This is a genomic window from Allobosea sp. 05T438, assembly GCF_056396025.1.
On the sequence record NZ_JBFTKQ010000003.1, the window covers coordinates 374,027 to 396,732 of the forward strand.

Consider the following 22,706-nt stretch of genomic DNA (forward strand, 5'->3'; position numbering starts at 1 on the left):
GCCTCAGCCTCCCCAGAGCGTCACGGCCAGCGTGACGAAGGACATCATCGCGGCCAACGCCGACAGGAAGCCGAGAATGACGGTGACCTGCCGCAGCGGGGCGCGCGCTTCCTTGCGGATCGCATCAAGCCGCTCGTCGAAGCCGCGCAGCGTGCCGTCGAAGCGCAGCTGGAAGACATCGAGCTCGCCGAGACGGCGGACGATCTCGCTCTGGCTCTCCGTCTCGGCCTTGGTGGCCTCCGCCAGGGCATGATTCTCTTCGAGCCGCGCCGCGATGCGGTCGAGCTTTTCGTTGAGCTCCTTCTGGGCAAGCTGGCTGCGCCGGTTGAGCGCAATCAGCATCTCGACCTTGTCGAAGAAGCGCGCGAGCGGCACGGCGATCGCGGCTTCCGCCGCGAGCTCGTCCGCCGCCGGGAGGCGCAGCTCCAGTTCGGCGCCGGTCGCCGGCGAAACACCGACGACGGTGAGGCGGCTGCGGGCCGCGACCAGCGTCTCGTCGAGTTCCATCGAGAAGGCGTGCCTGCCGTCACCGATGCCGTTGCGGCGCAGGTCGATCCGGCTCTGGTCGGCCTGGGTCTCGCCGGCGAGCTGGCCGTCGCAATAGAGCTTGACCGTGATGGCTTCGTCGGGACGGGCTTCGTCCCAGATCCAGCCATGCAGGCGGCTGCCGTCGAGGGCGTCGATCCGTCCGTTCAATTTCGCCGGGCTGACGTTCGGCAGGCGGATTTCCCTGTCCTGTTGCTGGGCTGTCGTCATGCGGCCTCCGCAAGCTTGAGGCGATCGAAGAGGGTGAGGTGGCGGCCGGCGCATTCGGCGAGCGATGGCTGCCCGGCAATGCCGTCGACGAGGCGCTGCCAGAGGCCGTATTCATCCATTGCCCGGCGCATCGCGCGGGCCAGCGCGGCCGGGTCGCCCGGCCGGACATGGAGGCCGTCGACATCGTCGCGCACCATCTCGGCCATGCCGCCGATATTGCTGACGATCAGCGGTCGGCGATGCTGGAAAGCCTCCTGGATGACGAGGGGCGCGTTCTCCCACCAGATCGAAGGCATCACGACCCAATCGACCTCGGCCATCAGTGCCGGCACCTCCTCGCGGCGATAAGGGCCGCAATGGGTGACGACACCTTCGGTACCGGCGAGGGCCGCATCGAGGGCGGTCGTGAAAGCCTCGCTCTGGAACGGCGCGCCGCCATGAATGCGCAGCGAGAATTCCCGCTCCCCGGCAGCGCGCAGCAGCTGCGCGGCCTGAAGCAATGGGAGAACGCCTTTCCAGGGATTGAGATTGCCGAAGTAGCCGAAGCTCGCTCGGCGCCCGTCGCCGGGCCGGTGCGGGGCCGGCTCCTGGCTGGGGCGAGCATTGGCGATGACCTCGATCTTCTCCGCCGGCAGGCCCCACTCGACATAGCGCTGGCGCAGGAAGCGGCTCGGCGCGACGAAGCGGTCGACGGCGGCCAGATGCGTCTTGATGAAGCGCTCGCGCAGCAGGAAGCGGTCGGAGCCGATTTCGGGGAAGCAGCCATGGCAAGCGGCGGGGGAGGCGCCGGAGCAGCGCTGGCGGTCGGCGGGCCGCACCATCAACCCGTCATGATGGCAGATCGGATAGTAGTCATGCAGGGTCATCACGATCGTCGCTTCCGGCAGGAGCCGGCGCGCCAGCGTCAGGAACTCGGCGCCGATCAGCACGAGATGATGGACATGGATCACATCCGGCCGGAACTCGCCGAGCAGCGTCGCAAGGTCCTGCAGCGTGCCGTAGTGATCGATCTGGCTCATGTGGAACCGGTCGAAATGGCCGCTCCAGAGCACCGCGTCGTCGCCGACCGATTGCAGTGCCGTCCCGGGATGCGGCTGGCGATGGATCGCGTTGGTCGCGCCGAGGAACAGCACCTCGCAACCTTGCTCGCGATAGGCGCCGGCGAGATCATGCGCGAAGATCTCGGTGCCGCCCGGATGCAGCGAGGGATGGTTGTGCGCGACGACGAGGATGCGGCGGGTCATGTCCGACCCCGCGGCTTCGTCGCGATCAGGACGTCCTGATAGTGCGCCGCGCTGATGCCGCGCCAATGGCCCGGACGCAGCGCCGAGACTTCGAGACCAGCCTGCGCCGCCCGCTCGATGAGGAAGCTCGGATCGATGCCGGCGGCGGCGAGCGGCGCCTCGTCGATGGCGTACCAGCCTGGACCGTCCTGCCAGCGCTTGAACGACAGGCGCTCCTGGCCGGTGGCGGCGCCGTCGATCGCAAACGCGGTCAGGAAGAGACGGCCGCCCGGCGCGAGAAGCCGCGAAGCCTCCTGCAGATAGACGACGAGCTCGTCGGGCGGCAGATGCGTGGCGACGGAGATCATCGTCAAGAAATCGAAGCTGCCATTGGCGAAGCCGAAGCGGACCTCGATGCCGGGCAGCGAGCCCCGCGGATTGTAGAGCGGATGGGCGATGTCGAGGCGCTGGAAGCGGAAACGCGGATAGGCCGGGGTGATCGTCTGGGCGCACCAGAGGATGCCCTCCATCACCGGATCGACGCCGTCGTAGCTGCCGCGTTCGGAGTCCAGATATTGCGTCAGCGGAATGGCCATGCGGCCGATGCCGCAGCCGATGTCGAAGACGCGCTCATGCGACTTCAAGCCGCCGATCCGGATGAAGTGGCCGAGGAACTCGGCGCCGATCGCGCGGTAGTCGCCATCGCCGACGAAGATCGAGTCCGGCGGCGGGTGCGGCATGAACCGATTGGTCTGCAGCGAAGCCAGCAGCCAGTCGAGCTGTGGCTCTATGGGGGTGTCCCCGGACGCCGGCTCAGGCGCGATCTGTCTCAGGGCTGGGATAGCCGTCATGCCGCGGTCGCTCTCCTGAAGCCGAAGCGGGGAACAAGGTCGGGCTCGCTCGGAGCGGGCCCTTGCAGCGCGGGCTCCGCCGCTGAGGTCTCGAAGGCCTGCATCAGCGCATCGATCTGCGCGTCCCAACGCCGGGTCTGGAGCCAGGCGTTGTGCTGGGAGGCGGCGCCGCGCGTGTAGTCGGAGCTTTTGGAAATCGACTGACGCTCGAGGTGATAGAGCGCCGTATCCGGCGCGTAGAGGATGCCGAAGCCGGCACGCCGGACCTTGAGGCAGAGGTCGCTGTCCTCGTAGTCGCCGATGACATAGCTCTCGTCGAAGCCGCCGAGTTCGTCGAAGAGCTCGCGCGCGATGACGATGCAGGCGCCGGTAACGCCGGGCACCGGGCGCTCGATATTGGCCGGGGCATAGCTACCCGGCATGCCCTTGAAGTAATGATGGTTGAGCCATGTGCCTTTGCTGTCGCGCTTGAAGTAAAGCCCGGCATGCTGCAGCGAGCCATCATCGTAGAGCAGCTTCGGCCCGACCGCTCCAACCCGGCGGCGGCGGTCGAGCTTGGCGACCAGCGCCGCCAGCCAGCCGTTTCTGCTAGGGATCACGTCGGAATTGACGAGCGCGAGAGCCTCGCCGCGGGCCTGGCGCACGCCGGCATTGCAGGCGGCGGAAAAGCCACCATTGCGCCGCATCGCGACGAGCCGCATCGGCAGGCCGTAGGCGAGGTGGAGCCCGCCGAGCAGATGTGCGACCTCCGCCTCGTGCTCGGGCGAGTCGAGCACATAGATCAGCCCGGCATTCTCGACGAACCAGGGATCACCGGCGAAGGCGGCGACCTGTATTCGCAGGAAGTCGTAGACCCGATAGAGCGGGATCACCACGGAGGCCTTCGGGCGGGCCGGGGCTTTCCCGAATTCCCTGACCGTTGGTTCCGGGCGGCTTTCGCTCAATTCGTCCTGACAGGCGGCGAGGATCGGCGCGAGCGTCCCCTCCAGCATCGCGGCCGTCAGATATTGCGGCGGGATCGCCGCGAGGGCCCGGGCGCGGATCGTTGCCGCGTCGGCCGGCTGCACTGCCGGGCGCAGCGTCAGCGTCGTCCCGGATTTCAGCTTGATCTCGCAGCGCGGCTGCAGCACCGGCGCTCCGCCGGCATAGTCGGAGGCGAAGGCGGCGAAGCCCGTCGCAGTGCGCGTTTCGCCTTCCGCGCCGGTCGGCAGCCGCACGGGGAAGCGCTGGAGGCGTGAGAGCATGGCGATCGGCTCGCCGGCGCCGCGATGCAACAGCACCTCCTGCAGGAGATCGTCGGGATCGCGCAGCCAACCGCCGATCAGCAGGCCGGCGCGGTTGCAGACCGCGAGGTCGAGCTCGGCGGCGGGGAGGTCATCGTTCCGGCGGACATGCTGGACCGCGAGCGGAACGCGCCGCTGCATTTCGACGGCCAGCAGCCGCCCCTGCTCGGACAGGCCGGCAAGCTGTTCGACGACCCAGTTGCGCAGGCCGTCGCGGCTCGCCGCCTTCCCGGCCCACCAGCGGCCGAGCGAGGGCGCGGCCTGACGGCCGGGCAGAGCGCGGACGATCAGGGAGCGCTCGCTCTGCAGGATCAGCAATCCGCCGCCACGAACGGGCGGCTCCTCCAGCACGAGGTGCAGCTCGCGCTTGCCGCTGCGATCGGCGGCGCCGACGCGCGACTTCAGATCCAGGCGGGTGAGGCCGGCACCGTCGAGGCGAGACGCCGTGCGCAACGCGCCGAAATCTGCAGGCACGAAGGTCTCGAAGAGCCATTGGCCTTCGACCAGCGCCGCAGTGGGCTGCATCGCGGCCGGCTTTGCGAACAAGGTCAGCAGGAGCTGGCGCAGAAAGGACAGGTAGTTGGGAATTGAGGAGAGGCCGAACAGCGGCGGCCAGGCGCGCACCAGCGCATTGGCCAGAGTCAGCCGGGCTTGCGGCGCAAGATCCTTCAGGATCTCGGCGGGATCGGCGAGGCCATGGACGAGTGCGGGGTCGAATGAAGCGGTTACGTCACCCTGCGGACCCTGATCAGAAAGGGTCGCGACGATGCTGTCGTGCCCGGAGGAACGGAAGGCGATTGCGAGCCGCTCGCGCCCGTCACGCAGGCCGAGCGAAATCGATGCGGCTGCGAGGCGTCTGCCCCCTCCGGTCAGGGCGATCGACGGCTTGCCGAAGGGCGATGCCTCGAGCGTCCAGCAAAGCAGGAAGATCGAGCCGCCGAGGCGATGGAGTTCGAGCTGGGCCGGGGGTGTCACCGCAACAGAGGCGGGCGCAAGTGAAAGCATGGAGGCGTTCCTGCGGCACGGGGGAGCCCGGAGCGCCCCGCGAAGGGCGCTCCGGGACGTTGCTGAGGCGTGCTGTCCCGCCCGACCATGGCCGGCGGGACAGCGCGTCAGGGCGATCAGGCGACCGAGAAGTAGGAGTGCGGATCGGCCTGCACGTCCTCGGCGTGGACGCCGACGAGGGTCAGGGTGTCGCCATTGCCGAGATCGATGACGGTGTTGCCGCCGACCGTAGTGGCGCGCGCCGCCACGTCCTCGGCCGAAGCCACGCCGGTGCCATTGATGTCGTGCGCGATCTGCAGCATGTCCGAGCCGGCCTCGAAATCGAGGACGACGTCGTTGCCGCCGCCGCCGGCGAAGACGAAGACGTCGCTGCCGGCGCCGCCGTGCAGAACGTCGTTGCCGGCGCCGCCGAACAGCATGTCGTCACCAGCGCCGCCCTGCAGGATGTCGTCGCCGGCGCCGCCATAGAGGATATCGGCGCCATCGCCGCCCTGCAGGATGTCGTTGCCGGCACCACCCTGAAGGATGTCGTCGCCCGGCCCACCTTGCAGCAGGTCGTTGCCCTCGCCGCCGATCAGCACATCGTCGCCGGCATTGCCGCGCAGGATGTCGTCGCCGGCGCCGCCGATCAGCGTGTCGTTGCCCTCGCCGCCGAAGAGGGCATCGTTGCCCTCATCGCCGGAGAGGATGTCGTCGCCGAGCCCGCCGAAGAGGATGTCGTCGCCCTCGCCGCCGAACAGGGCGTCGTTGCCGCCGTCGCCATAGAGCAGATCATTGCCTTCCTCGCCGAAGATCGAGTCGACCTGATCGCCGCCATGCACGATATCGTGGCCGGCACCGGCCAAGATAACGTCGCTGAACCGACTCCCAATCAAAAAGTCGTCGAATGCACTTCCTTCGATCGTCGCCATACGGCACCTCCATAGCGATCTGGTGATCCCGGTCGTTCGGCGGTGGCGCCGCGGAACTGAAAGTCCAGGAACGGTTCCGACAGCTCCGCATAGTCATGCTGTCGCTCGACAATCTAAGGATTACTCAATGAGTGCGTTGCAGCAAGACATTTGTTGTGACGATTTTGCGATGCAGCGCAGTTTAGATTCTAATTTACGGAGATAATTCTTTTGAGTATGCCGTAAATATACTTCCAAAATCGAAATACATGCCGAGCCGTGGCTTGCCGGCGGCAGCCGCGGCGGGCGGGTCAGTCTTCGCGGAAGGCGCGGTTGAAGCTGTCGGTGAACGGAGAAACCAGATAGTCGATCGCCCGGCGCGCGCCATTGACGATCATGACCTCCGCGTTCATGCCGGCGTGCAGCGAAACCTTGTAGTCGCGCAGGCTTTCCTGATCGATTTCGGCGCGCACGACGAAGTAGGCCGCGCCGGTCTTCTCATCGATGAGCTGATCCGGCGCGACATAGGTCACCTTCGCCTGTATCGGCGGCAGCAGACGGGAGTTGAAGGCGGTCAGGCGCACGCGGGTGTTGGCGCCGACGCGGACCGCATCAATGTCGCGCGGATCGACCTTCGCTTCCACGATCAGCGGTTCGCGCTCCGGTACGATGTCGAGGATCGCCTCGCCGGCGGCGATCACGCTGCCAGCGGTGCGCATCCGGATGTTGGCGACGATGCCCTCTTGCGGGGAGGTCACGACCAGCCGGCGCAGCACATCCTCGGCCTGCACGATGCGTTCGGTGACCTCGGAGAGCATGAGTTGGGATTCCTGGATCTCCCGCGCGATGTCGTTCTGCCGTTCCAGGCTGATCGAGAGGATTTCCAGATTGGCGCCGGCCACCGCCTGCTCGGCCTTGGCCTTGCGGGCGGCGAACTCGCCCGCCCGGCCAACGAGTTCGCTCTGCTTGGTCTGCAGTTCGACGAGCTGGCCGCGCTTGGCGTAGCGCTTTTCGTAGAGGTCGGCCATGATCCGGACCTCTTCGTCGATGAGCGAGCGCTGCTGAATGGTGGCGTCGATCTGGGCCTTCAGCGCGTCGGCTTCGGCCTGATGCTGTTCGATGACGCGCTGCTGGATATGGGTCTTGCCGTCCTGGACCTGGCCGCGTGACTTGAAGAACGTCTGTTCGGCCCGCAGCACTTCGCGTGCGATCGGCGTTTCCATGCGCGCAATATCGGCGGGGAAGGCGATATCGGTCGCATTCGTCTGTTCGGCGCGCAGGCGGGCGAGCTTTGCCTCCAGTCCGATGCGCTTGGCCTGCAATTGCTGCAATTCGGCGCGGGCGCGGGCGTCTTCGAGCCGCAGCAGCGGTTCGTCCTTGGCGACGCGCTCACCTTCCGCCTTCAGCAGCGTCTTCAGGATGCCGCCCTCGAGGTGGCTGACGGTCTTGCGCTTGCTGTCGACCGCGACGACGCCATTCGCGACGGCGGCGTTGTCGAGCCGCGCGGTGACCGCCCATGCGCCGAATCCGCCGAAGCCGACGCCGATTGCGGCCGCGCCGGCGAGGACCAGGCTGCGCAGGCTCGGGACGCGCTCATCTTGCGGCTCCGCATCGATCTGCGCGACCAGGGGCTGTTCAGGGCGTTTGATCAGGGAGCGTCCGGTCATGCCTTCACCTCACGGATCGTGGCGGGTGCGTTTGCGGGAGGCTCCATGTCGATCCGGCCACCTGGCGTGATCATGCCGGCGATGGCCGCGCGTGGGCCGAATTGCTGCACGCGGCCCTCGCGCAGCACGAGGAGCTTGTCGACGACCTGCATCACCGATGGACGATGCGCGATCAGCACGACGATGGCGCCGCCTTCGCGCGCCGCGGCGATGGCGCGGATCAGGCTCTGCTCGCCTTCGGCGTCGAGATTGGCGTTGGGCTCGTCGAGCACGATCAGCCGCGGCGAGCCGTAGAGCGCGCGCGCCAGGCCGATGCGCTGGCGCTGGCCGCCCGAGAGAGTGAAGCCGGTATCGGCGACGTTGGTGTCGTAGCCGAGCGGCAGGCGGCCGATCAGCTCGTGAACCCCGGCGATTCGCGCGGCTTCCAGAATGGCGTGGGGGTCGGGCTCGCGCATGCGGGCGATGTTTTCGGCGATCGTGCCGTTCAGCAGCGAGACCGATTGCGGGAGGTAGCCGACCATCGCGCCGAAGGAGCCGCGCTCCCACAGAAAGGTGCTGTGCCCGTCCAGATAGACGCCGCCGACATTGGGCTTGAGCACGCCGACCAGCAGCCGCGCGAGCGTCGACTTGCCGGCCCCGGAAGGGCCGACCACGCCGAGCACCTCGCCCGGCTCAAGCGTGAAGGAGACGCTCTTGATCACGGTCTGCTCCGAGCCTGGCGGCGCGAAGACGACGCGATCGACCACGAGGTCGCCCTGGCAGGGCGGGGTCGGCACCGTCTGCCGCTGCGAACTGCGCGCCAGAACAAGGTCGCGCACGCGCTTCCAGGCCGCGGCCGCCAAAACCCATTGCCGCCAGTCGGTGATCATCGAATCAAACGGCGCCAGCAGCCGGCCGCTCAGTATGCTCGCGGCCATCAGCGTTCCGGCGGTGACCTCGTTGCGGATGATGAGGGTTGCGCCGGTTGCATAGACGGCAAGCTGCATGGTCATGCGCGAGGAGCGCGTCACGGCAGCGATGAACTTGGCGCGCCGGGTGCCCATGTCGAGCTGCTCGATCATCGCCAGTTGCTGGCCGCGCCAGCGCCGGGAAAGCGCGGGCAGCATGCCCATGGCCTCGATCGTCTCGGCATGACGCAGGCTCGCGCCGACTTCGTTGATGCTGGCGACGCCCGCCTCGTTCGCCTCCTTGAGAATCCGGCGGGTGAGCATGTCGGAGAGCACGCCGAGCAGCAGCAGGATGATCAGCGAGGCCAGGCCGACCAGCCCGTAGATCGGATGCAGTGCGAAGAGGACTGCGAGGAAGATCGGCGACCAGGCCGCTTCCAGCGGGGTGGCGATCGCCGAGCTCGCGATGAAGAAGCGGATATCGTTCAGGTCGCGAATCGCCTGCGTCGCCTGTCCCGAACCCTGCTCCAGAGACGAGCTCACGGCAGCCTGCAGCGCCGGCAGATTGAGCCGGCGCGCAAAAATGCTGGCCATGGTCTGGAATGTCAGGGAGCGGATGAACTCGACCGTGCCGTACAGCGTCAGAGCTCCGATGGCGATGACCAGGAGCATCGTGAGCGTGTCGTAGCTGTGGCTGACGATGACGCGGTCCTGCACCTGCATCATGAACAGCGGAACGGTCAGCAGCAGCAGGTTCACGCAGAGGCTGAGGAACGCCGCATAGCCGAGGCCGCCAACGAAGGATCGCTGGAGATTTCGGATCAGGACGTCAGGTGCCAGCATCGCAGCCTTCATGCACGACTCCAGGATTGTGGTTGGGGTGCGGGGTGTGGCGGCGAGACCGTCAAACACGCGCCCGCTTTCAGCAAGGCAAACGTGATACGGAGCGGGTGTCAAGATTATGACAGATTAGAAAGGTAGTCCATCGATTCGAAGAAAGAAAATGAGGCAAAACTATGCAAAATTTTGAATTTCGAATTAGTTTCCGACCATCTCTGGATTGATGCAATCTTAATTATTAGCCAAGGAATATGGCATGTGCTTTGCCTATAGGCTCTTAGTAGAGAAAGGGGACAAAAGGGGTGGATTGTTCATTTTTCGATCAGGCGGAGTAAGGGATGCACTTTAAATTGCATAGCGGCGGGCAATTCCTAGGCAGTTCCTTGAATGGCCATCATCGGGCGGATGGGTCCGATGACCTCGAAGAAGAGCGGGATCGCGGAATTTCTCCGTTCGATCTGGCTCGCGTTATCGAACGTGTCAGCCGGCGCTTTCTGGATTACCTGCGCCTGGAGCTGAACAAGCTGGGCATCGACGACATCTCGCCATCGCAGGTGATGGTCCTGATGACGATCGGGCACGGCGAGATCGCGGTCCGCGATCTCCTGGACCGTGGACATTACGGAGGGTCCAACGCGTCCTACAATCTCAAGCAACTGGTGGAGAGTGGCTACCTCGACCGCGGGGCATCGCCTCGCGATCGCCGGCAGGCGCGAATCTCGCTCTCGTTGAAGGGGCAGATGCTGTGCGAGCGTCTGCGGCTTCTCGACGAAGCCAGTCAGTTCGGCCAGCGGCTCGAAAGCAACCGCGACACCGACCTGCGCACCACCCACGAAACCCTGCGCCATCTCGAACAATGGTGGAATGACGCGCTCCGCTACGGCGGCGTGCTCCTCGCATCATGCATGTCCTATTCGTTCATCGCGCAGGATCTGGTCAGTTCGCTGCTCTGATCGCGAGCCTCGTCGCCCAGGGCGTCGAGGTCTCGCTGATCACGGAGCGTCCTGGGCAGGAGCAACCCGGCGTCAGTCAGCTGGTCTATTCGGTGGAGGAGACGTCGACGCGGCATCCCGCGCTCGCCGCCACCGAATATCACCTGCGGACGGGCGAGGCGGTTGCCCGGCTGATGGAGCGGCTGAAGAGCACTGACCCACCCGATGTCGTCCTCGGACATATCGGGTGGGGCGGGCTGCTGTTCGCGCGCGACACGCTGCCCGATGCCGCGCTGATCGGCTATTGCGAGTACTATTATCGCAGCACGGGGTCCGACCTGGATTTCGGCATGAGCGATCCGGTTCCCGCTGCCGACCGCCATCGCGTGCGCATGCGCAACGCCGCACAGCTTCTCGCTCTCGACACGCTGGATGCCGCCTATGCGCCGACGCAGTGGCAGCGCCAGCAATATCCGGCGGCCTACCGCAAGCGAATCGCCGTCTGTCATGACGGCATCGACACCACCTTCTGCAGGCCCGACGCGGAAGCGTCCTTCGTGCTGCCCGATGGCCGCGTGCTCGTGCCGGGCTCGCCGGTGGTCACCTTCGTCGCCCGCGACCTCGACCCCTATCGCGGCTATCCCCAGTTCATGCGCGCCGCGGCCATCCTGGCCGCCCGCCATCCGGACCTCATCTTCGTCGTGATCGGCGGCGACGGCGCCGGCTATGGACGCCCGCGTTCCGATGACAACAGCTGGCGTGAGGCGATGTCCGCCGAGACCGGGCTCGGCGAACGCATCGTCCACATCCCCTGGCTGTCCTATGAGAATCTGATTCGGCTGTTTCAGGTCTCGGCCGCGCATGTCTATCTCACCGTTCCCTTCGTTCTGTCCTGGTCGCTGCTCGAGGCGATGGCCTGTGGCTGCCTCGTCATCGGCTCGGATACGGAGCCGGTGAAGGAGGTCATCCGCGACGGAAGCAACGGCCTGCTCACGCCGTTCCATGAGGAAGCGCTCTTGGCGGAACGCATCGCGGAAGCGCTGGCACAGCCCGTATTGGCTCGTTCGCTGAGGCGGGCCGCCCGCGAGACGGTGATTGCCAGCTACGAGCGGGAGCGCTGCATCGACCGGCAGATCGGCTGGATTCGTCAGTTTGGCGAATAGGGCTGCGGGAGGTTTGTCAGCCGCGCGGTTGCTGATACCGGTGACGGATCGCTTTCCGTCGGCGCCTGCCATCGCGAGGATCAGGCAATCCCATGCGCGTGGATGTTCTAGGGCTTCAGGCGTTCATCAGCATCGCGGAGCGTGGCAGCTTCCGCGCCGCCGCCTCCCATCTCAACCTGTCGCAGACGGCGCTCAGCCACCGCATCCGGAAGCTCGAGGAATCGTTGGGCACGCCGCTGTTCCTGCGCACCACGCGTCAGGTCTCGCTGACGGCGGCAGGCACGGCACTGCTCCCGCGCGCTCGCCGAATCTTCGAGGATCTGGGATCGGCGCTCGACGAGGTCAGGGTCGATGTCCGGGAGGGCGACGAGCAGGTCTCGGTCGGCTGCCTGCCGACGGTCGCCGTCCATTGCATGCCCTCGGTGATCGCGACCTTCGCCAAGCGCCATCCCGGCGTCGGGGTGAGGGTCCACGACAACTCGGCTTCGGAGATCGCAGACAAGGTGCAGTCCGGCGAGGCGGAGTTCGGCGTCACCATAGTCGCGGCGAATCGCTGGGACCTGGAGCTGAAGCCAGTGGTGAAGGAGCCCTTCGTGCTGGTCAGCCATCGCAGCATGCCGCTCGCCCAGGCGTCGTCGCTGACTTGGGCCCAGTTGCAGGGCGAGCCGCTCGTGCGCATCAGCGCCGAAACCGGGAACCGCATCCTGATCGACGATGCGCTGGGCGCGCGGCGCGAAAGCCTGACCTGGCGCTACGAGGTCCAGCGGGTCGTCACTGCGGTCAGTCTGGTGCGTTCCTGCATCGGCTATGCGGTGGTGCCGCAGCTGGCACTCGATGTGCTCGATGCCGGAGAGCTGGTCGCGGTGCCGCTGCGCGCGCCGGCGGTGACGCGCACGCTCGGCATCATCACCCGCAAGACCGTGCCGCTGCGCCCGGCGGCGCGCGATCTTCTGTCCCTGCTAAGCCAGGCCTTGACGCGCTCGGTTTCGCCGCGGTGAGATGAATGAAACTAATCAATCGCTGCATTCTTATCATTTGATGAAGCAATGAGCCTGCTCCACCCTTGCTGCGGGAAGAAACGTACAAGGAGTGGCGACGATGGCTGGTTCGGCACCGGCGGCGATCGCATTCATCGGATTCGGTGAGGTCGGGCAGACCTTCTCGCGCGGCCTCCTGGCCAATGGCGCGGCCGGAATTCGCACCTACGACCTGCTTTTCGGCAGGGCTGCCGGGCAGCGGCTTGAGCATGCGGCGCGGCAGATCGGCGTGAGCTGCGGCGCGTCGGCGGCTGAAGCCTGCTCGCAGGCATCCTTCATCTTTTCGGCGGTGACGGCCGACCGCGCCGAGGCCGTGGCTGCCGAGGCGGCGAGCTGGCTGAGACCCGGTCAGGTTTTCGTCGACGTGAATTCGGCCGCGCCTTCGACCAAGCAGCGGGCCGCGAAGGCAGTCGAGGCCAGCGGCGCCGATTATGTCGAGGCTGCGGTGATGGCGCCGGTGCTGAAGCCCGGCCTCAAGGTCGCGATCCTCGCCGGCGGTCCGAAGGCCGAGGTCGTGGCCGAGACGCTGAATGGGCTGGGCATGAACCTGACGCCGGTTTCCGAGACGTTCGGCCGTGCATCGGCGATGAAGCTGTGCCGCAGCATCGTCATCAAGGGGCTGGAGGCGTTGATGGTCGATTGCGCCGCTGCCTGCGAGGCCTGGGACGTCAAGGATCCGGTCTTCGCCAGCCTGCACGCGACGTTTCCGTCGATCGATTTCTATGCGCTGGCCGCCGATATGCGCGAGCGTGTCGCGACCCATGGCATCCGGCGCGCGGCCGAGATGCGCGAGGCGGCCGAGATGCTCGCCGCCGCCGGTCTGGAGCCCGGCCTCGCCAGCGCCGTTGCCGACGCCCAGCAACGCGGTGCACGCGCAAACTTCGCAGCAGGAGCGTGAGGCGATGAGCCAGATCGCCATTCCCTGCATGCTCATTCGCGGCGGCACTTCGAAGGGGGCCTATTTCCTGCGCGATGACCTGCCCGCGGATATCGGCGCGCGCGACGCCTTCCTGCTCGCGGTGATGGGCTCGCCGGACAAGCGGCAGGTCGACGGGCTTGGCGGCGCGCATCCGCTGACCAGCAAGGTCGCAATCGTCTCGCGTTCGAGCGATCCAGGCTGCGACATCGATTTCCTGTTCGCGCAGGTCGGCATCGAGACGGGAACCGTCGATACGACGCCGAATTGCGGCAACATCCTCGCCGGGGTCGGGCCGTTTGCGCTGGCGCTGGGGCTGGTCAAGGCGACCGGCGCGCGCACGAGCGTCCGCGTCCGCACGATCAACACCGGCACCATCGCCGACCTCACCATGGATACGCCCGATGGCGAGGCCAGCGCTGCGGGCGAAGCGCGTATCGACGGCGTTCCGGGCACTTCGGCACCGATCGATATCGGTTTCCTCGATGCGGAAGGCTCGGTCTGCGGCGCGCTGCTCCCGACCGGCAACGTCGTCGATGTGATCGAGGGCGTGCCGTGCACACTGATCGACAACGGCATGCCGGTGATCGTCATGCGGGCGGCCGATGTCGGGCGCACGGGCTACGAGCCGCGCGAGCAACTGGACAAGGACACGGAGTTGAAGGCGCGGATCGAGCGCATTCGTCTTGCGGCCGGGCCGCTGATGAATCTCGGCGATGTCGCCAAGAAAGTCGTGCCGAAGGTTGCACTCGTTGCGCCGCCGCAGGCCGGCGGGGCGATCTGCACCCGCAGCTTCATTCCCCAGGAATGCCACGGCTCGATCGGCGTCTTCGCCGCTGTGACGGTGGCGACCGCCGCAGTGCTGCCGGGTTCGCCGGCGGCCGCCGTTGCTGCGATGCCCGAGGGGCGCGAACGCGCAGTCTCGGTCGAGCATCCCACAGGCGAATTCACCGTGACATTGACGGTTGGCGGAACAGCCGAGCGGCCGCTGGTCGAGCGTGCCGGATTGCTGCGCACCGCGCGCATCCTGATGGAAGGCCGCGCCTTCGTGCCGGCGAGCGTCATGGCGGCGCATGCGGGCAACGCTCGCCGTGCTGCAGAGTGAATTGAGAGAGGGCTGACGGCAATGGCCGACGCGCAGAAGACAGGTCTGGTGATTACCGCGCATCCGGGCGATTTCGTCTGGCGGGCGGGTGGGGCTATCGCGCTGCACGCGAAGCGCGGGATGCGCGTGAAGATTCTCTGCCTGTCCTATGGCGAGCGCGGCGAGAGCCAGTTCGCCTGGAAGAAGGCTGGTGTGAGGATGGAGGAGGTCAAGGCCCAGCGCCGCGAGGAGGCCGCCGCTGCGGCCGAACTGCTCGGCGCCGAGATCGAGTTCATGGATGCCGGGGATTATCCGCTGCGGACGACGCCCGATATGCTGGACCGCGCCATCGACATCTTCCACGAGCTGGGTCCGAGCTTCGTGCTGACCCACGCGCTCGAAGATCCCTACAATGTCGACCATCCCGAGGCGACGCGCTTCGCGCAGGAGGCGCGCATTATCGCGCAGGCGGCCGGGCACAAGCCCGATCTGGAGCGCGGCTATGCCGCCCCGCCTGTCTTCCTGTTCGAGCCGCACCAGCCCGAGCAGTGCAACTTCAAGCCGAACGTCATCCTCAATATCGACGAGGTCTGGGAGCAGAAGCGCCGGGCCTTCGAGATCCTCGCGGCACAGAAGCATCTCTGGGAATACTACACGCGTGTCGCGCTCAACCGCGGCATGCAGGGTGGCCGCAACTCCGGCAAGGCGATGACCTATGGCGAGGCCTATCAGCGGCTCTTCCCGGAAGCGCTGGAGGCGCTGGCATGACCCCCGTCGTCATCCGCACCAAGAAGCGTGCCCCGGCCGCGGCGATGGCCGATCTCGGGGAACTCGGCGTCTCCACCACACATGAGGCGATGGGGCGGGCCGGGCTGATGAAGCCTTATATGCGGCCGATCTACGCCGGCGCGCAGATCGCGGGCGGCGCCGTCACCGTGCTCGCCCAGCCCGGCGACAACTGGATGATCCATGTCGCGATCGAGCAGGTGCAGCCGGGCGATGTGCTCGTCGTAGCCTGCACCACCGACAACACCGACGGTATGTTCGGCGATTTGCTCGCGACCTCGCTCAAGGCGCGCGGCGGCGTCGGCCTCGTCATCGATGCCGGCGTGCGCGACGTGCGCGTGCTGACGCAGATGGGCTTTCCGGTCTGGTCGCGGGCGATCTCAGCCAAGGGCACGGTCAAGGCGACGCCGGGTTCGGTCAATGTGCCGGTGGTCTGCGCCGGGGCGCTGGTTCATCCCGGAGACGTGATCGTCGCAGATGATGACGGGGTCGTGGTGGTGCCGCGGCTGCAGGCGGAAGCCGTCGCGGCGTCCGGCCGCAAGCGCGAGGCCAATGAAGACGAAAAGCGTAGACGGCTCGCCTCTGGCGAACTCGGGCTGGACATGTACGCTATGCGCGAAGGCCTCGCCAAAGCAGGCCTCGTCTATCGCGACGACGAAGACGAATAAGCAGAAGAAAAGCCCCGCCAAAAGGGGACCACAGACATCTCGGGAGGAACGACGACATGACGCATCGCAGGACAGTTCTGGGTGGAATTCTCGGCCTCACGCTGGCGGCCACGACTGGTAGCGCCGCACTGGCGCAGGAAGCGGTGAAGATCGGGCTGATCCTGCCGATGACGGGGCCCTTCGCCTCGACCGGCAAGCAGATCGATGCGGCGGTGAAGCTCTTCCTCGCCAAGGAAGGCGCGGTCCATGGCGGGCGCAAGCTCGAAGTTATCCTCAAGGACGATGCCGGCAATGCCGACACGACGCGCCGCCTGGCGCAGGAGCTGGTCGTCAACGACAAGGTTTCGGTGCTGGCCGGCTTCGGCCTGACGCCGCTTGCCATGGCGACGGCGCAGATCGCGACGCAGGCGAAGGTGCCGGAGGTCGTGATGGCGGCGGCCACCGCCTCCATCACGGAGGCCTCGCCCTATATCGTGCGGACCTCCTTCACCCTGCCGCAGGCGTCGGAGCCTATGGCGGACTGGGCCGCGGCAAACGGCATCAAGAAGGTCTTCACGGTCGTCACCGATTACGGGCCGGGCATCGACGCCGAGACCTCCTTCGCGGCCAAGTTCAAGGCGGCGGGCGGCACGGTCGAGAGCGTGCGCGTGCCGCTGCGCAACCCCGATTTCGCACCCTTCCTGCAGCGCGTCTCGGAAGCCAAGCCGGACGCGCTCTTCGTCTTCGTGCCGTCGGGGATCGGCGCGCAGTTCATGAAGCAGTTCGTCGAGCGCGGGCTGGACAAGGCCGGCGTCAAGCTGATCGGCMCCGGCGACGTGGTCGATGACGACATCCTCGAAGGCATCGGCGATGTCGCGGTCGGCGCCATCACCACGCATCATTACTCCGCCGCGCATGACAGCCCGGCGAACAAGGCCTTCGTCGAAGCCTTCCAGAAGGCCAATCCCGGCATGCGGCCGAACTTCATGGCGGTCGGCGGCTATGACGGCATGAAGCTGATCGCTAGGGCGTTGGAGGCGACCAAGGGCGACGCCAGCGGCGACAAGCTGATCGCGGCGATGAAGGGTGCGTCATGGGAGAGCGTGCGCGGGCCGGTCTCGATCGACCCCGACACCCGCGACATCATCCAGAACATCTATGTCCGCAAGACGCAGAAGGTCGGCTCGGAACTCCACAATGTCGAGTTCGCGACGATCAAGGACGTCAAGGACCCGGTGAAGGCCCGCAAGTGACGGGCCGGACAGCCAGCCGGGATCGAAGCTCATGCTGACCATCCTGTTCGATGGCATCGCCTATGGGATGGTGCTCTTCGTCCTCGGCTGCGGGCTCTCCGTGACGATGGGGTTGATGAACTTCGTCAACCTCGCCCACGGCGCCTTCGCGATGCTCGGCGGCTATGTCGCCGTTCAGGCGATGCAGCGGCTCGGCATGCCGTTCCTGGCGTGCCTGCCGCTTGCCTTCCTGGCGGCGGCGCTGGTCGGAATCGTGCTGGAGCGGCTGATCTACCGCCCGATGTACGCCAAGAGCCATCTCGACCAGGTGATGTTCTCGATCGGGCTGGTCTTCATGGCCGTGGCCGGCACCGACTGGCTGATGGGCTCGACCCAGCAGTTCATCCATCTGCCGACCTGGCTGCAGGGCCGCTTCGAGATCGCCGGCATCGGCATCGGCCGCTACCGGCTCTTCGTCATCGTGATCTGTGGGCTGCTGGCATTCTCGCTGCAATGGGGCTTCACGCGGACGCGCTTCGGCAGCCGCTTGCGGGCGGCGGTCGACGATGCGCGGGTGGCGCGTGGGCTCGGCATCCCGGTCAACCGGCTGTTCGCGCTGACCTTCGCGCTGGGCTGCGGACTCGCCGGGCTGGGCGGCGCGCTCGGCATCGAGCTGATGGGGCTCGACCCGAGCTTTCCATTGAAGTTCATGATCTACTTTCTGATCGTCGTCACCGTCGGGGGCACCTCCAGCATCACCGGCCCGTTTTTCGCCGCGATGCTGCTCGGCGTCGCCGATGTCGTCGGCAAATATCTCGTGCCGCAGGTCGGCGCCTTCATCATCTACGCGCTGATGGTCCTGCTGCTGATCATCCGGCCGCACGGACTGTTCGCGAGGGCGCGGGCATGAGGGCGGAAACCTTCGAAAGCCGCGTCAGACAGGCTCTCTATGCGGGCCGCCGCTGGCATCCGGCCGAGATCGCCTTCTGGCTGATCGCCTTTGCAGCCTTTCTGCTGTTTCCACGCAACCTGCTGCTGCTCAACGAGATCGCGATCCTGGCGCTGTTCGCGCTCTCGCTTGACCTGATCCTCGGCTATGCCGGCATCGTGTCGTTGGGGCATGCCGCCTTCCTCGGCATGGGCGCCTATGCCGCGGGGCTCTTCGCCAAGCATGTCGGGGGCGATCCGCTCGGCGGCCTCGTCGTCGGCATGGCGGCGGCGGGGCTGCTCGGCCTCGTCACCAGCCCGCTCGTGCTGCGCGGCACGGATCTTACACGCCTGATGATCACGCTCGGCGTCGCGCTGATCCTCTACGAGCTGGCGAATTCCTTCGGCTTTCTGACCGGCGGTGCCGATGGTTTGCAGGGCATCATGATGGGGCCGGTGCTCGGCCTGTTCGACTTCGATCTCTTCGGCCGCACCGCCTATCTCTATTCGCTCAGTGTGCTCTTCGTTCTGTTCCTGATCGCGCGGCGTGTGGTGCACTCGCCCTTCGGGCTCTCCCTGCGCGCGATCCGTGACAATCCGCTGCGGGCCTCGGCCTCGGGCGTACCGAATGCGCGCCGTCTCGCCGCCGCCTACACGCTTGCCGCGGCCTATGCCGGGGCGGCGGGGGCGCTGCTCGCTCAGACCACGCAATTCGTCTCGCTCGACGTGCTCGACTTCCATCGCTCGGCCGATCTGATGCTCGTGCTGATCATCGGCGGCGCCGGCTATCTCTATGGCGGGCTCATCGGCGCCATAGCCTTCAAGCTGCTGCAGGACGCGATCGCGACCTTCACCCCGCAATACTGGATGTTCTGGATCGGGCTTTTCCTCGTGCTCTTCGTGCTCGGCGGGCGCGAGATCATCCATGGCGCGGTCAAGGCCGTTGCCGGCCGTTTCGCTCGCTTTCGAAGGGGAGGGGCATGATGAGCGTCGCTCTCCAGACCTTCGACCTCGTCAAGAGCTTTGGCGGCATCACCGCGACGGATCATGTCGACTTCACGCTGGCAAAGGGCGCCCGCCACGCGCTGATCGGTCCGAACGGCGCCGGCAAGACGACCTTCGTCAACCAGCTCACAGGCGTGCTCAAGCCGAGCTCCGGCCGCATCGAACTGATGGGCGAGGACATCACAAGGCTGCCGCGCGAGGCGCGGGTGAAGCGTGGCCTCGCCCGCACCTTCCAGATCAACCAGCTCTTCGCGACGATGACGCCGCTGGAGATGATCGCGCTCGTCACCTCCGAGCGGCTCGGCCGCGGCAGCCATCCCTTCCGCGCGCTCGACCGCGATGCGGAACTCGTAGGGCAGACCGCCGAGATCCTGGCGCGTTTCAAGCTGGGCGACATCATGGACAGCCGTATCGCGACGCTGCCCTATGGCAAGCAGCGCCAGATCGAGATCGCCGCATCCTTTGCCGCGAGGCCCAGCGTGCTGCTGCTCGACGAGCCCGCCGCCGGCGTGCCGGAGGCCGAGCGGCGCGAATTGATGCAGACGGTCGCCGAACTGCCCGACGATGTCTCGGTGCTGCTGATCGAGCACGACATGGATCTCGTTTTCCGCTTTGCCACGCGCATCACGGTGCTGGTCAATGGCCGCGTGCTGGCGGAGGGCACGCCCGACGAGATGGCGCGCGACAGGAGCGTGCGTGCGGCCTATCTCGGCGAGGGCGCCCATGTCTGACGCATCGACGCCTGAGCTCCTGCAGATCGAGAAGCTGAGCGCCGGCTATGGCGAGGCGCAGGTGCTGTTCGACATCGACCTCACTCTCGCCGAGGGGCATTCGCTCGCGCTGCTCGGCCGCAACGGGGTCGGCAAGACCACGCTGGTCAACAGCATCATCGGCGTCACGCGCCGGCGCGGTGGGCGGATCGTGCTGGCGGGGCGCGACCTCTCCACCGCTTCGCCCGAGCAGCGGGCGCATGCCGGCATCGGCTGGGTGCCGCAGGAGCGCAACATCTTCAAGTCGCTGACCGTGCTGGAGAACCTGACGGCGGTCGCCCGGCCGGGGGCGTGGGATGTGAACCGCGTCTTCCGCATGTTTCCGCGGCTGGCCGAGCGGAAGGCCAATCTCGGCAACCAGCTCTCGGGCGGCGAGCAGCAGATGCTGGCGATCGGCCGGGCGCTGATGCTCAATCCAAAGCTGCTGCTGCTCGACGAGCCGACCGAGGGGCTTGCGCCGATCATCGTCGAGGAATTGCTCAAGGCGCTGAAGGCCCTGTTCCGCGAGGAAGGGCTTGCTGCCATCGTCATCGAGCAGCATGCGCGCAAGATCCTCGAACTCACGGACGACGCCATCGTGCTCGAACGCGGCCGCGTGGTCCTGGCCGAGCGCAGTGCTACGCTCATCGCCGAGCCCGCGCGGCTCGAACATCATCTCGGCCTCGCCGCCGCAGCATGACCATCAAGAACCGGGAGGAAACATCATGACACAGAGAAAGAAGCCGCCGTTCCGGGGCGATATGGTTGGAAGCCTGCTGCGCAGCGCGCCGGTGAAGGAGGCGCGCGCCAAGGTCGCCGCTGGCGAGATGGCGCAGGCCGAGCTGACCCGGATCGAGGACGAGGAGATCGGGAAGCTCGTCCGCAAGCAGGAGGAGATCGGGCTGCAGGCGGTGACCGACGGCGAGTACCGCCGCGCCTTCTGGCACTTCGACTTCCTCGACGGCTTGACCGGCGTCACGAGCTACGAGACCGACTCGGGGATCCAGTTCAAGGGCGTCGCGACCAAGGGCCACGGCATCCGCGTGACCGGCAAGCTGGATTTCCCGGCTGACCACCCGCATCTGGCCCATTTCAAGTTCCTGGCCTCGATCACCAGCCGCGTGCCGAAGATGACCATCCCGAGCCCGTCCATGCTGCACTATCGCGGCGGGCGGAAGGCGATCGACCCGAGCGCCTATCTCAAGATGGAGGATTACTACGACGATCTCGGCAAGGCTTACGCCAAGGCGATCAAGGCCTTCTACGATGCCGGTTGCCGCTATCTGCAGCTCGACGACACCAGCCTGTCCTATTTCTGCGATCCGGAGCAGCGCAAGATGCTGGCGGATCGCGGCGATGATCCGGACAAGCTGATCTTCGTCTATCGCGACGTGCTCAATGCCGCGCTGAAGGCCAAGCCGGCGGACATGCAGATCACCACCCATACCTGCCGCGGCAACTTCAAATCGACCTTCATCGCCTCAGGCGGCTACGAGCCGGTGGCCGATATGGTCTTCAACCAGATCGATGTCGACGGCTACTTCATGGAGTGGGATGACGACCGCTCCGGAGGTTTCGAGCCGCTGCGCTTTCTGCCCAAGGGCGACAAGCAGGTTGTGCTCGGCCTCGTCACCTCCAAGTTCGGCACTGTCGAGAGCAAGGACAATCTCAAGCGCCGCATTGAGGAGGCGACGAAATATGCCCCGCTCGAACAGCTCTGCCTGTCGCCGCAATGCGGCTTCGCCTCCACCGAGGAAGGCAATGTGCTGGCCGAGGACGAGCAATGGGCCAAGCTCTCGCGCATCCTCGAAGTCGCCAAGGAAGTCTGGGGATGAGCAGCGAGCCCTGTTTCGACATCGCCCATCTCGGCCATGTCGAGCTCTTCACCAACAAGCCTGACGCGAGCCTCGACTTCTTCGTCAACATCTTCGGGCTGACCGAGAGCGGGCGCGAGGGCGACTCGGTCTATCTGCGTGCCTGGGACGATTACGAGTTCCACACGCTGAAGCTCACGGCGTCGAACACCACCGGCGTCGGCCATATCGGCTATCGCGCCTCGAGCGAGGCGGCGCTGCTGCGCCGCGTCGCGGCGATCGAGGCGCTGGGGGCGGGCATCGGCTGGAGCGAAGGCGATCTCGGTCACGGCCGCGCGTATCGCTTCCGCGATCCCGACAACCACATCTTCGAGATCTATTTCGACACCAACAAGTACGTTGCCCCCGAAGGCGAGCGGCCGGCGCTGAAGAACCAGGCACAGCGCAACCATGGCCGTGGCTGCGCGGTGCGTCGGCTCGACCATCTCAACCTGCTGGCGCAGGACGTCGCGGCGATCCGAGACTTCATGCCGAAGGCGCTCGGCAGCCGCATCACCGAGCAGATCGTGCTGGATTCGGGGGAAGTCGGCGGCTGCTGGTTCACCGTCAACAACAAGAGCTACGACATCGCCTATACCCGCGACCACACGCCGGCGCAGGGCCGCTTCCACCATGTCACCTATGCGGTCGACCAGCGCGAGCACATCCTGGAGGCGGCCGATCTCTTCCTTGAGAACGGCGTCTTCATCGAGACCGGCCCGCACAAGCACGCCGTGCAGCAGACCTTCTTCCTCTATGTCTATGAGCCGGCCGGCAACCGCGTCGAGATCGCGAATGCCGGGGCGCGGCTGATCCTCGATCCGGACTGGCAGACCGTGACCTGGACCGAGACCGAGCGGAAGAAGGGGCAGGCCTGGGGGCTCAGGACGATCGAGAGCTTCCATACCCATGGGACGCCGCCAGCGACGTAGGGATAGCGTGGCGGCCTGGTGTGGAGATGAGCCCTGGCGGA

21 protein-coding genes are annotated in these 22,706 nt (G+C 66.4%); 14 read left to right on the forward strand and 7 right to left on the reverse strand.

Features of this window, described 5'->3' with window-relative positions; genetic code table 11:
* Positions 1 to 3 precede the first annotated feature (3 nt).
* From AC1DIN_RS10210 to AC1DIN_RS10240, 7 genes are all read right to left on the reverse strand, one after another.
* Positions 4 to 756 (reverse strand): hypothetical protein, encoded by a 753-nt coding sequence (locus AC1DIN_RS10210; RefSeq protein WP_476809668.1) that lies wholly within the window; start codon positions 754 to 756, stop codon positions 4 to 6.
* On the reverse strand, positions 753 to 2,000 hold the full coding sequence (locus tag AC1DIN_RS10215; protein ID WP_476809669.1) for a glycosyltransferase family 4 protein: 1,248 nt from the start codon (positions 1,998 to 2,000) through the stop codon (positions 753 to 755). The genes AC1DIN_RS10210 and AC1DIN_RS10215 overlap by 4 nt, the downstream gene beginning before the upstream one ends.
* Positions 1,997 to 2,830, reverse strand: coding sequence for a class I SAM-dependent methyltransferase (locus AC1DIN_RS10220; RefSeq protein WP_476809670.1), 834 nt, complete (start codon positions 2,828 to 2,830; stop codon positions 1,997 to 1,999). The genes AC1DIN_RS10215 and AC1DIN_RS10220 overlap by 4 nt, the downstream gene beginning before the upstream one ends.
* Positions 2,827 to 5,118, reverse strand: a complete 2,292-nt coding sequence (locus AC1DIN_RS10225) for a glycosyltransferase (protein ID WP_476809671.1) — start codon at positions 5,116 to 5,118, stop codon at positions 2,827 to 2,829. The genes AC1DIN_RS10220 and AC1DIN_RS10225 overlap by 4 nt, the downstream gene beginning before the upstream one ends.
* Before the next feature lie 116 nt (positions 5,119 to 5,234).
* Positions 5,235 to 6,029, reverse strand: a complete 795-nt coding sequence (locus AC1DIN_RS10230) for a calcium-binding protein (RefSeq protein WP_441469185.1) — start codon at positions 6,027 to 6,029, stop codon at positions 5,235 to 5,237.
* Between the two features lie 290 nt (positions 6,030 to 6,319).
* Entirely contained in the window at positions 6,320 to 7,675 is a 1,356-nt protein-coding gene (locus AC1DIN_RS10235; RefSeq protein ID WP_476809672.1) for an HlyD family type I secretion periplasmic adaptor subunit, read from the reverse strand.
* On the reverse strand, positions 7,672 to 9,417 hold the full coding sequence (locus AC1DIN_RS10240; protein ID WP_476809673.1) for a type I secretion system permease/ATPase: 1,746 nt from the start codon (positions 9,415 to 9,417) through the stop codon (positions 7,672 to 7,674). Before AC1DIN_RS10240 ends, AC1DIN_RS10235 begins: the two co-directional genes overlap by 4 nt.
* A gap of 323 nt (positions 9,418 to 9,740) precedes the next feature.
* Here AC1DIN_RS10240 and AC1DIN_RS10245 point away from each other — a divergent pair, with 323 nt between their 5' ends.
* From AC1DIN_RS10245 to AC1DIN_RS10310, 14 genes are all read left to right on the forward strand, one after another.
* Entirely contained in the window at positions 9,741 to 10,355 is a 615-nt protein-coding gene (locus AC1DIN_RS10245) for a MarR family transcriptional regulator (RefSeq protein ID WP_441469182.1), read from the forward strand.
* Positions 10,304 to 11,497 carry a glycosyltransferase gene (locus AC1DIN_RS10250; protein ID WP_476809674.1) on the forward strand — a complete coding sequence of 398 codons (1,194 nt, stop codon included), beginning with the start codon at positions 10,304 to 10,306 and terminating at the stop codon, positions 11,495 to 11,497. Before AC1DIN_RS10245 ends, AC1DIN_RS10250 begins: the two co-directional genes overlap by 52 nt.
* Before the next feature lie 92 nt (positions 11,498 to 11,589).
* The gene (locus AC1DIN_RS10255; RefSeq protein WP_476809675.1) at positions 11,590 to 12,495 is read left to right on the forward strand and encodes a LysR family transcriptional regulator; all 906 of its coding nucleotides are present in this window, start codon (positions 11,590 to 11,592) and stop codon (positions 12,493 to 12,495) included.
* A 100-nt stretch (positions 12,496 to 12,595) separates the two neighbouring features.
* Complete coding sequence (locus AC1DIN_RS10260; RefSeq protein ID WP_476809676.1) at positions 12,596 to 13,432, forward strand: NAD(P)-dependent oxidoreductase; 837 nt, start codon at positions 12,596 to 12,598, stop codon at positions 13,430 to 13,432.
* A gap of 4 nt (positions 13,433 to 13,436) precedes the next feature.
* A complete protein-coding gene (locus AC1DIN_RS10265; protein WP_476809677.1) occupies positions 13,437 to 14,555 on the forward strand; it encodes a 4-oxalomesaconate tautomerase in 1,119 nt (372 codons plus the stop codon).
* Positions 14,556 to 14,576: 21 nt separating this feature from the next.
* Positions 14,577 to 15,302 carry a PIG-L deacetylase family protein gene (locus AC1DIN_RS10270; protein ID WP_476809678.1) on the forward strand — a complete coding sequence of 242 codons (726 nt, stop codon included), beginning with the start codon at positions 14,577 to 14,579 and terminating at the stop codon, positions 15,300 to 15,302.
* Positions 15,299 to 15,988 (forward strand): 4-carboxy-4-hydroxy-2-oxoadipate aldolase/oxaloacetate decarboxylase, encoded by a 690-nt coding sequence (locus AC1DIN_RS10275; protein WP_476809679.1) that lies wholly within the window; start codon positions 15,299 to 15,301, stop codon positions 15,986 to 15,988. The genes AC1DIN_RS10270 and AC1DIN_RS10275 overlap by 4 nt, the downstream gene beginning before the upstream one ends.
* A 56-nt stretch (positions 15,989 to 16,044) precedes the next feature.
* Positions 16,045 to 17,220 carry an ABC transporter substrate-binding protein gene (locus AC1DIN_RS10280; RefSeq protein ID WP_476809680.1) on the forward strand — a complete coding sequence of 392 codons (1,176 nt, stop codon included), beginning with the start codon at positions 16,045 to 16,047 and terminating at the stop codon, positions 17,218 to 17,220.
* 31 nt (positions 17,221 to 17,251) lie between these two features.
* Positions 17,252 to 18,109 (forward strand): branched-chain amino acid ABC transporter permease, encoded by an 858-nt coding sequence (locus AC1DIN_RS10285; RefSeq protein ID WP_476809681.1) that lies wholly within the window; start codon positions 17,252 to 17,254, stop codon positions 18,107 to 18,109.
* Positions 18,106 to 19,110 (forward strand): branched-chain amino acid ABC transporter permease, encoded by a 1,005-nt coding sequence (locus AC1DIN_RS10290; protein ID WP_476809682.1) that lies wholly within the window; start codon positions 18,106 to 18,108, stop codon positions 19,108 to 19,110. The genes AC1DIN_RS10285 and AC1DIN_RS10290 overlap by 4 nt, the downstream gene beginning before the upstream one ends.
* Positions 19,110 to 19,862, forward strand: a complete 753-nt coding sequence (locus AC1DIN_RS10295) for an ABC transporter ATP-binding protein (protein WP_476809683.1) — start codon at positions 19,110 to 19,112, stop codon at positions 19,860 to 19,862. Before AC1DIN_RS10290 ends, AC1DIN_RS10295 begins: the two co-directional genes overlap by 1 nt.
* Positions 19,855 to 20,580 carry an ABC transporter ATP-binding protein gene (locus AC1DIN_RS10300; protein ID WP_476809684.1) on the forward strand — a complete coding sequence of 242 codons (726 nt, stop codon included), beginning with the start codon at positions 19,855 to 19,857 and terminating at the stop codon, positions 20,578 to 20,580. Before AC1DIN_RS10295 ends, AC1DIN_RS10300 begins: the two co-directional genes overlap by 8 nt.
* Before the next feature lie 25 nt (positions 20,581 to 20,605).
* Positions 20,606 to 21,715: a 5-methyltetrahydropteroyltriglutamate--homocysteine S-methyltransferase gene (locus tag AC1DIN_RS10305; protein WP_476809685.1), complete on the forward strand. Its 1,110-nt coding sequence runs from the start codon at positions 20,606 to 20,608 to the stop codon at positions 21,713 to 21,715.
* On the forward strand, positions 21,712 to 22,665 hold the full coding sequence (locus AC1DIN_RS10310; protein WP_476809686.1) for a catechol 2,3-dioxygenase: 954 nt from the start codon (positions 21,712 to 21,714) through the stop codon (positions 22,663 to 22,665). Before AC1DIN_RS10305 ends, AC1DIN_RS10310 begins: the two co-directional genes overlap by 4 nt.
* The last annotated feature ends 41 nt before the right edge of the window (positions 22,666 to 22,706 follow it).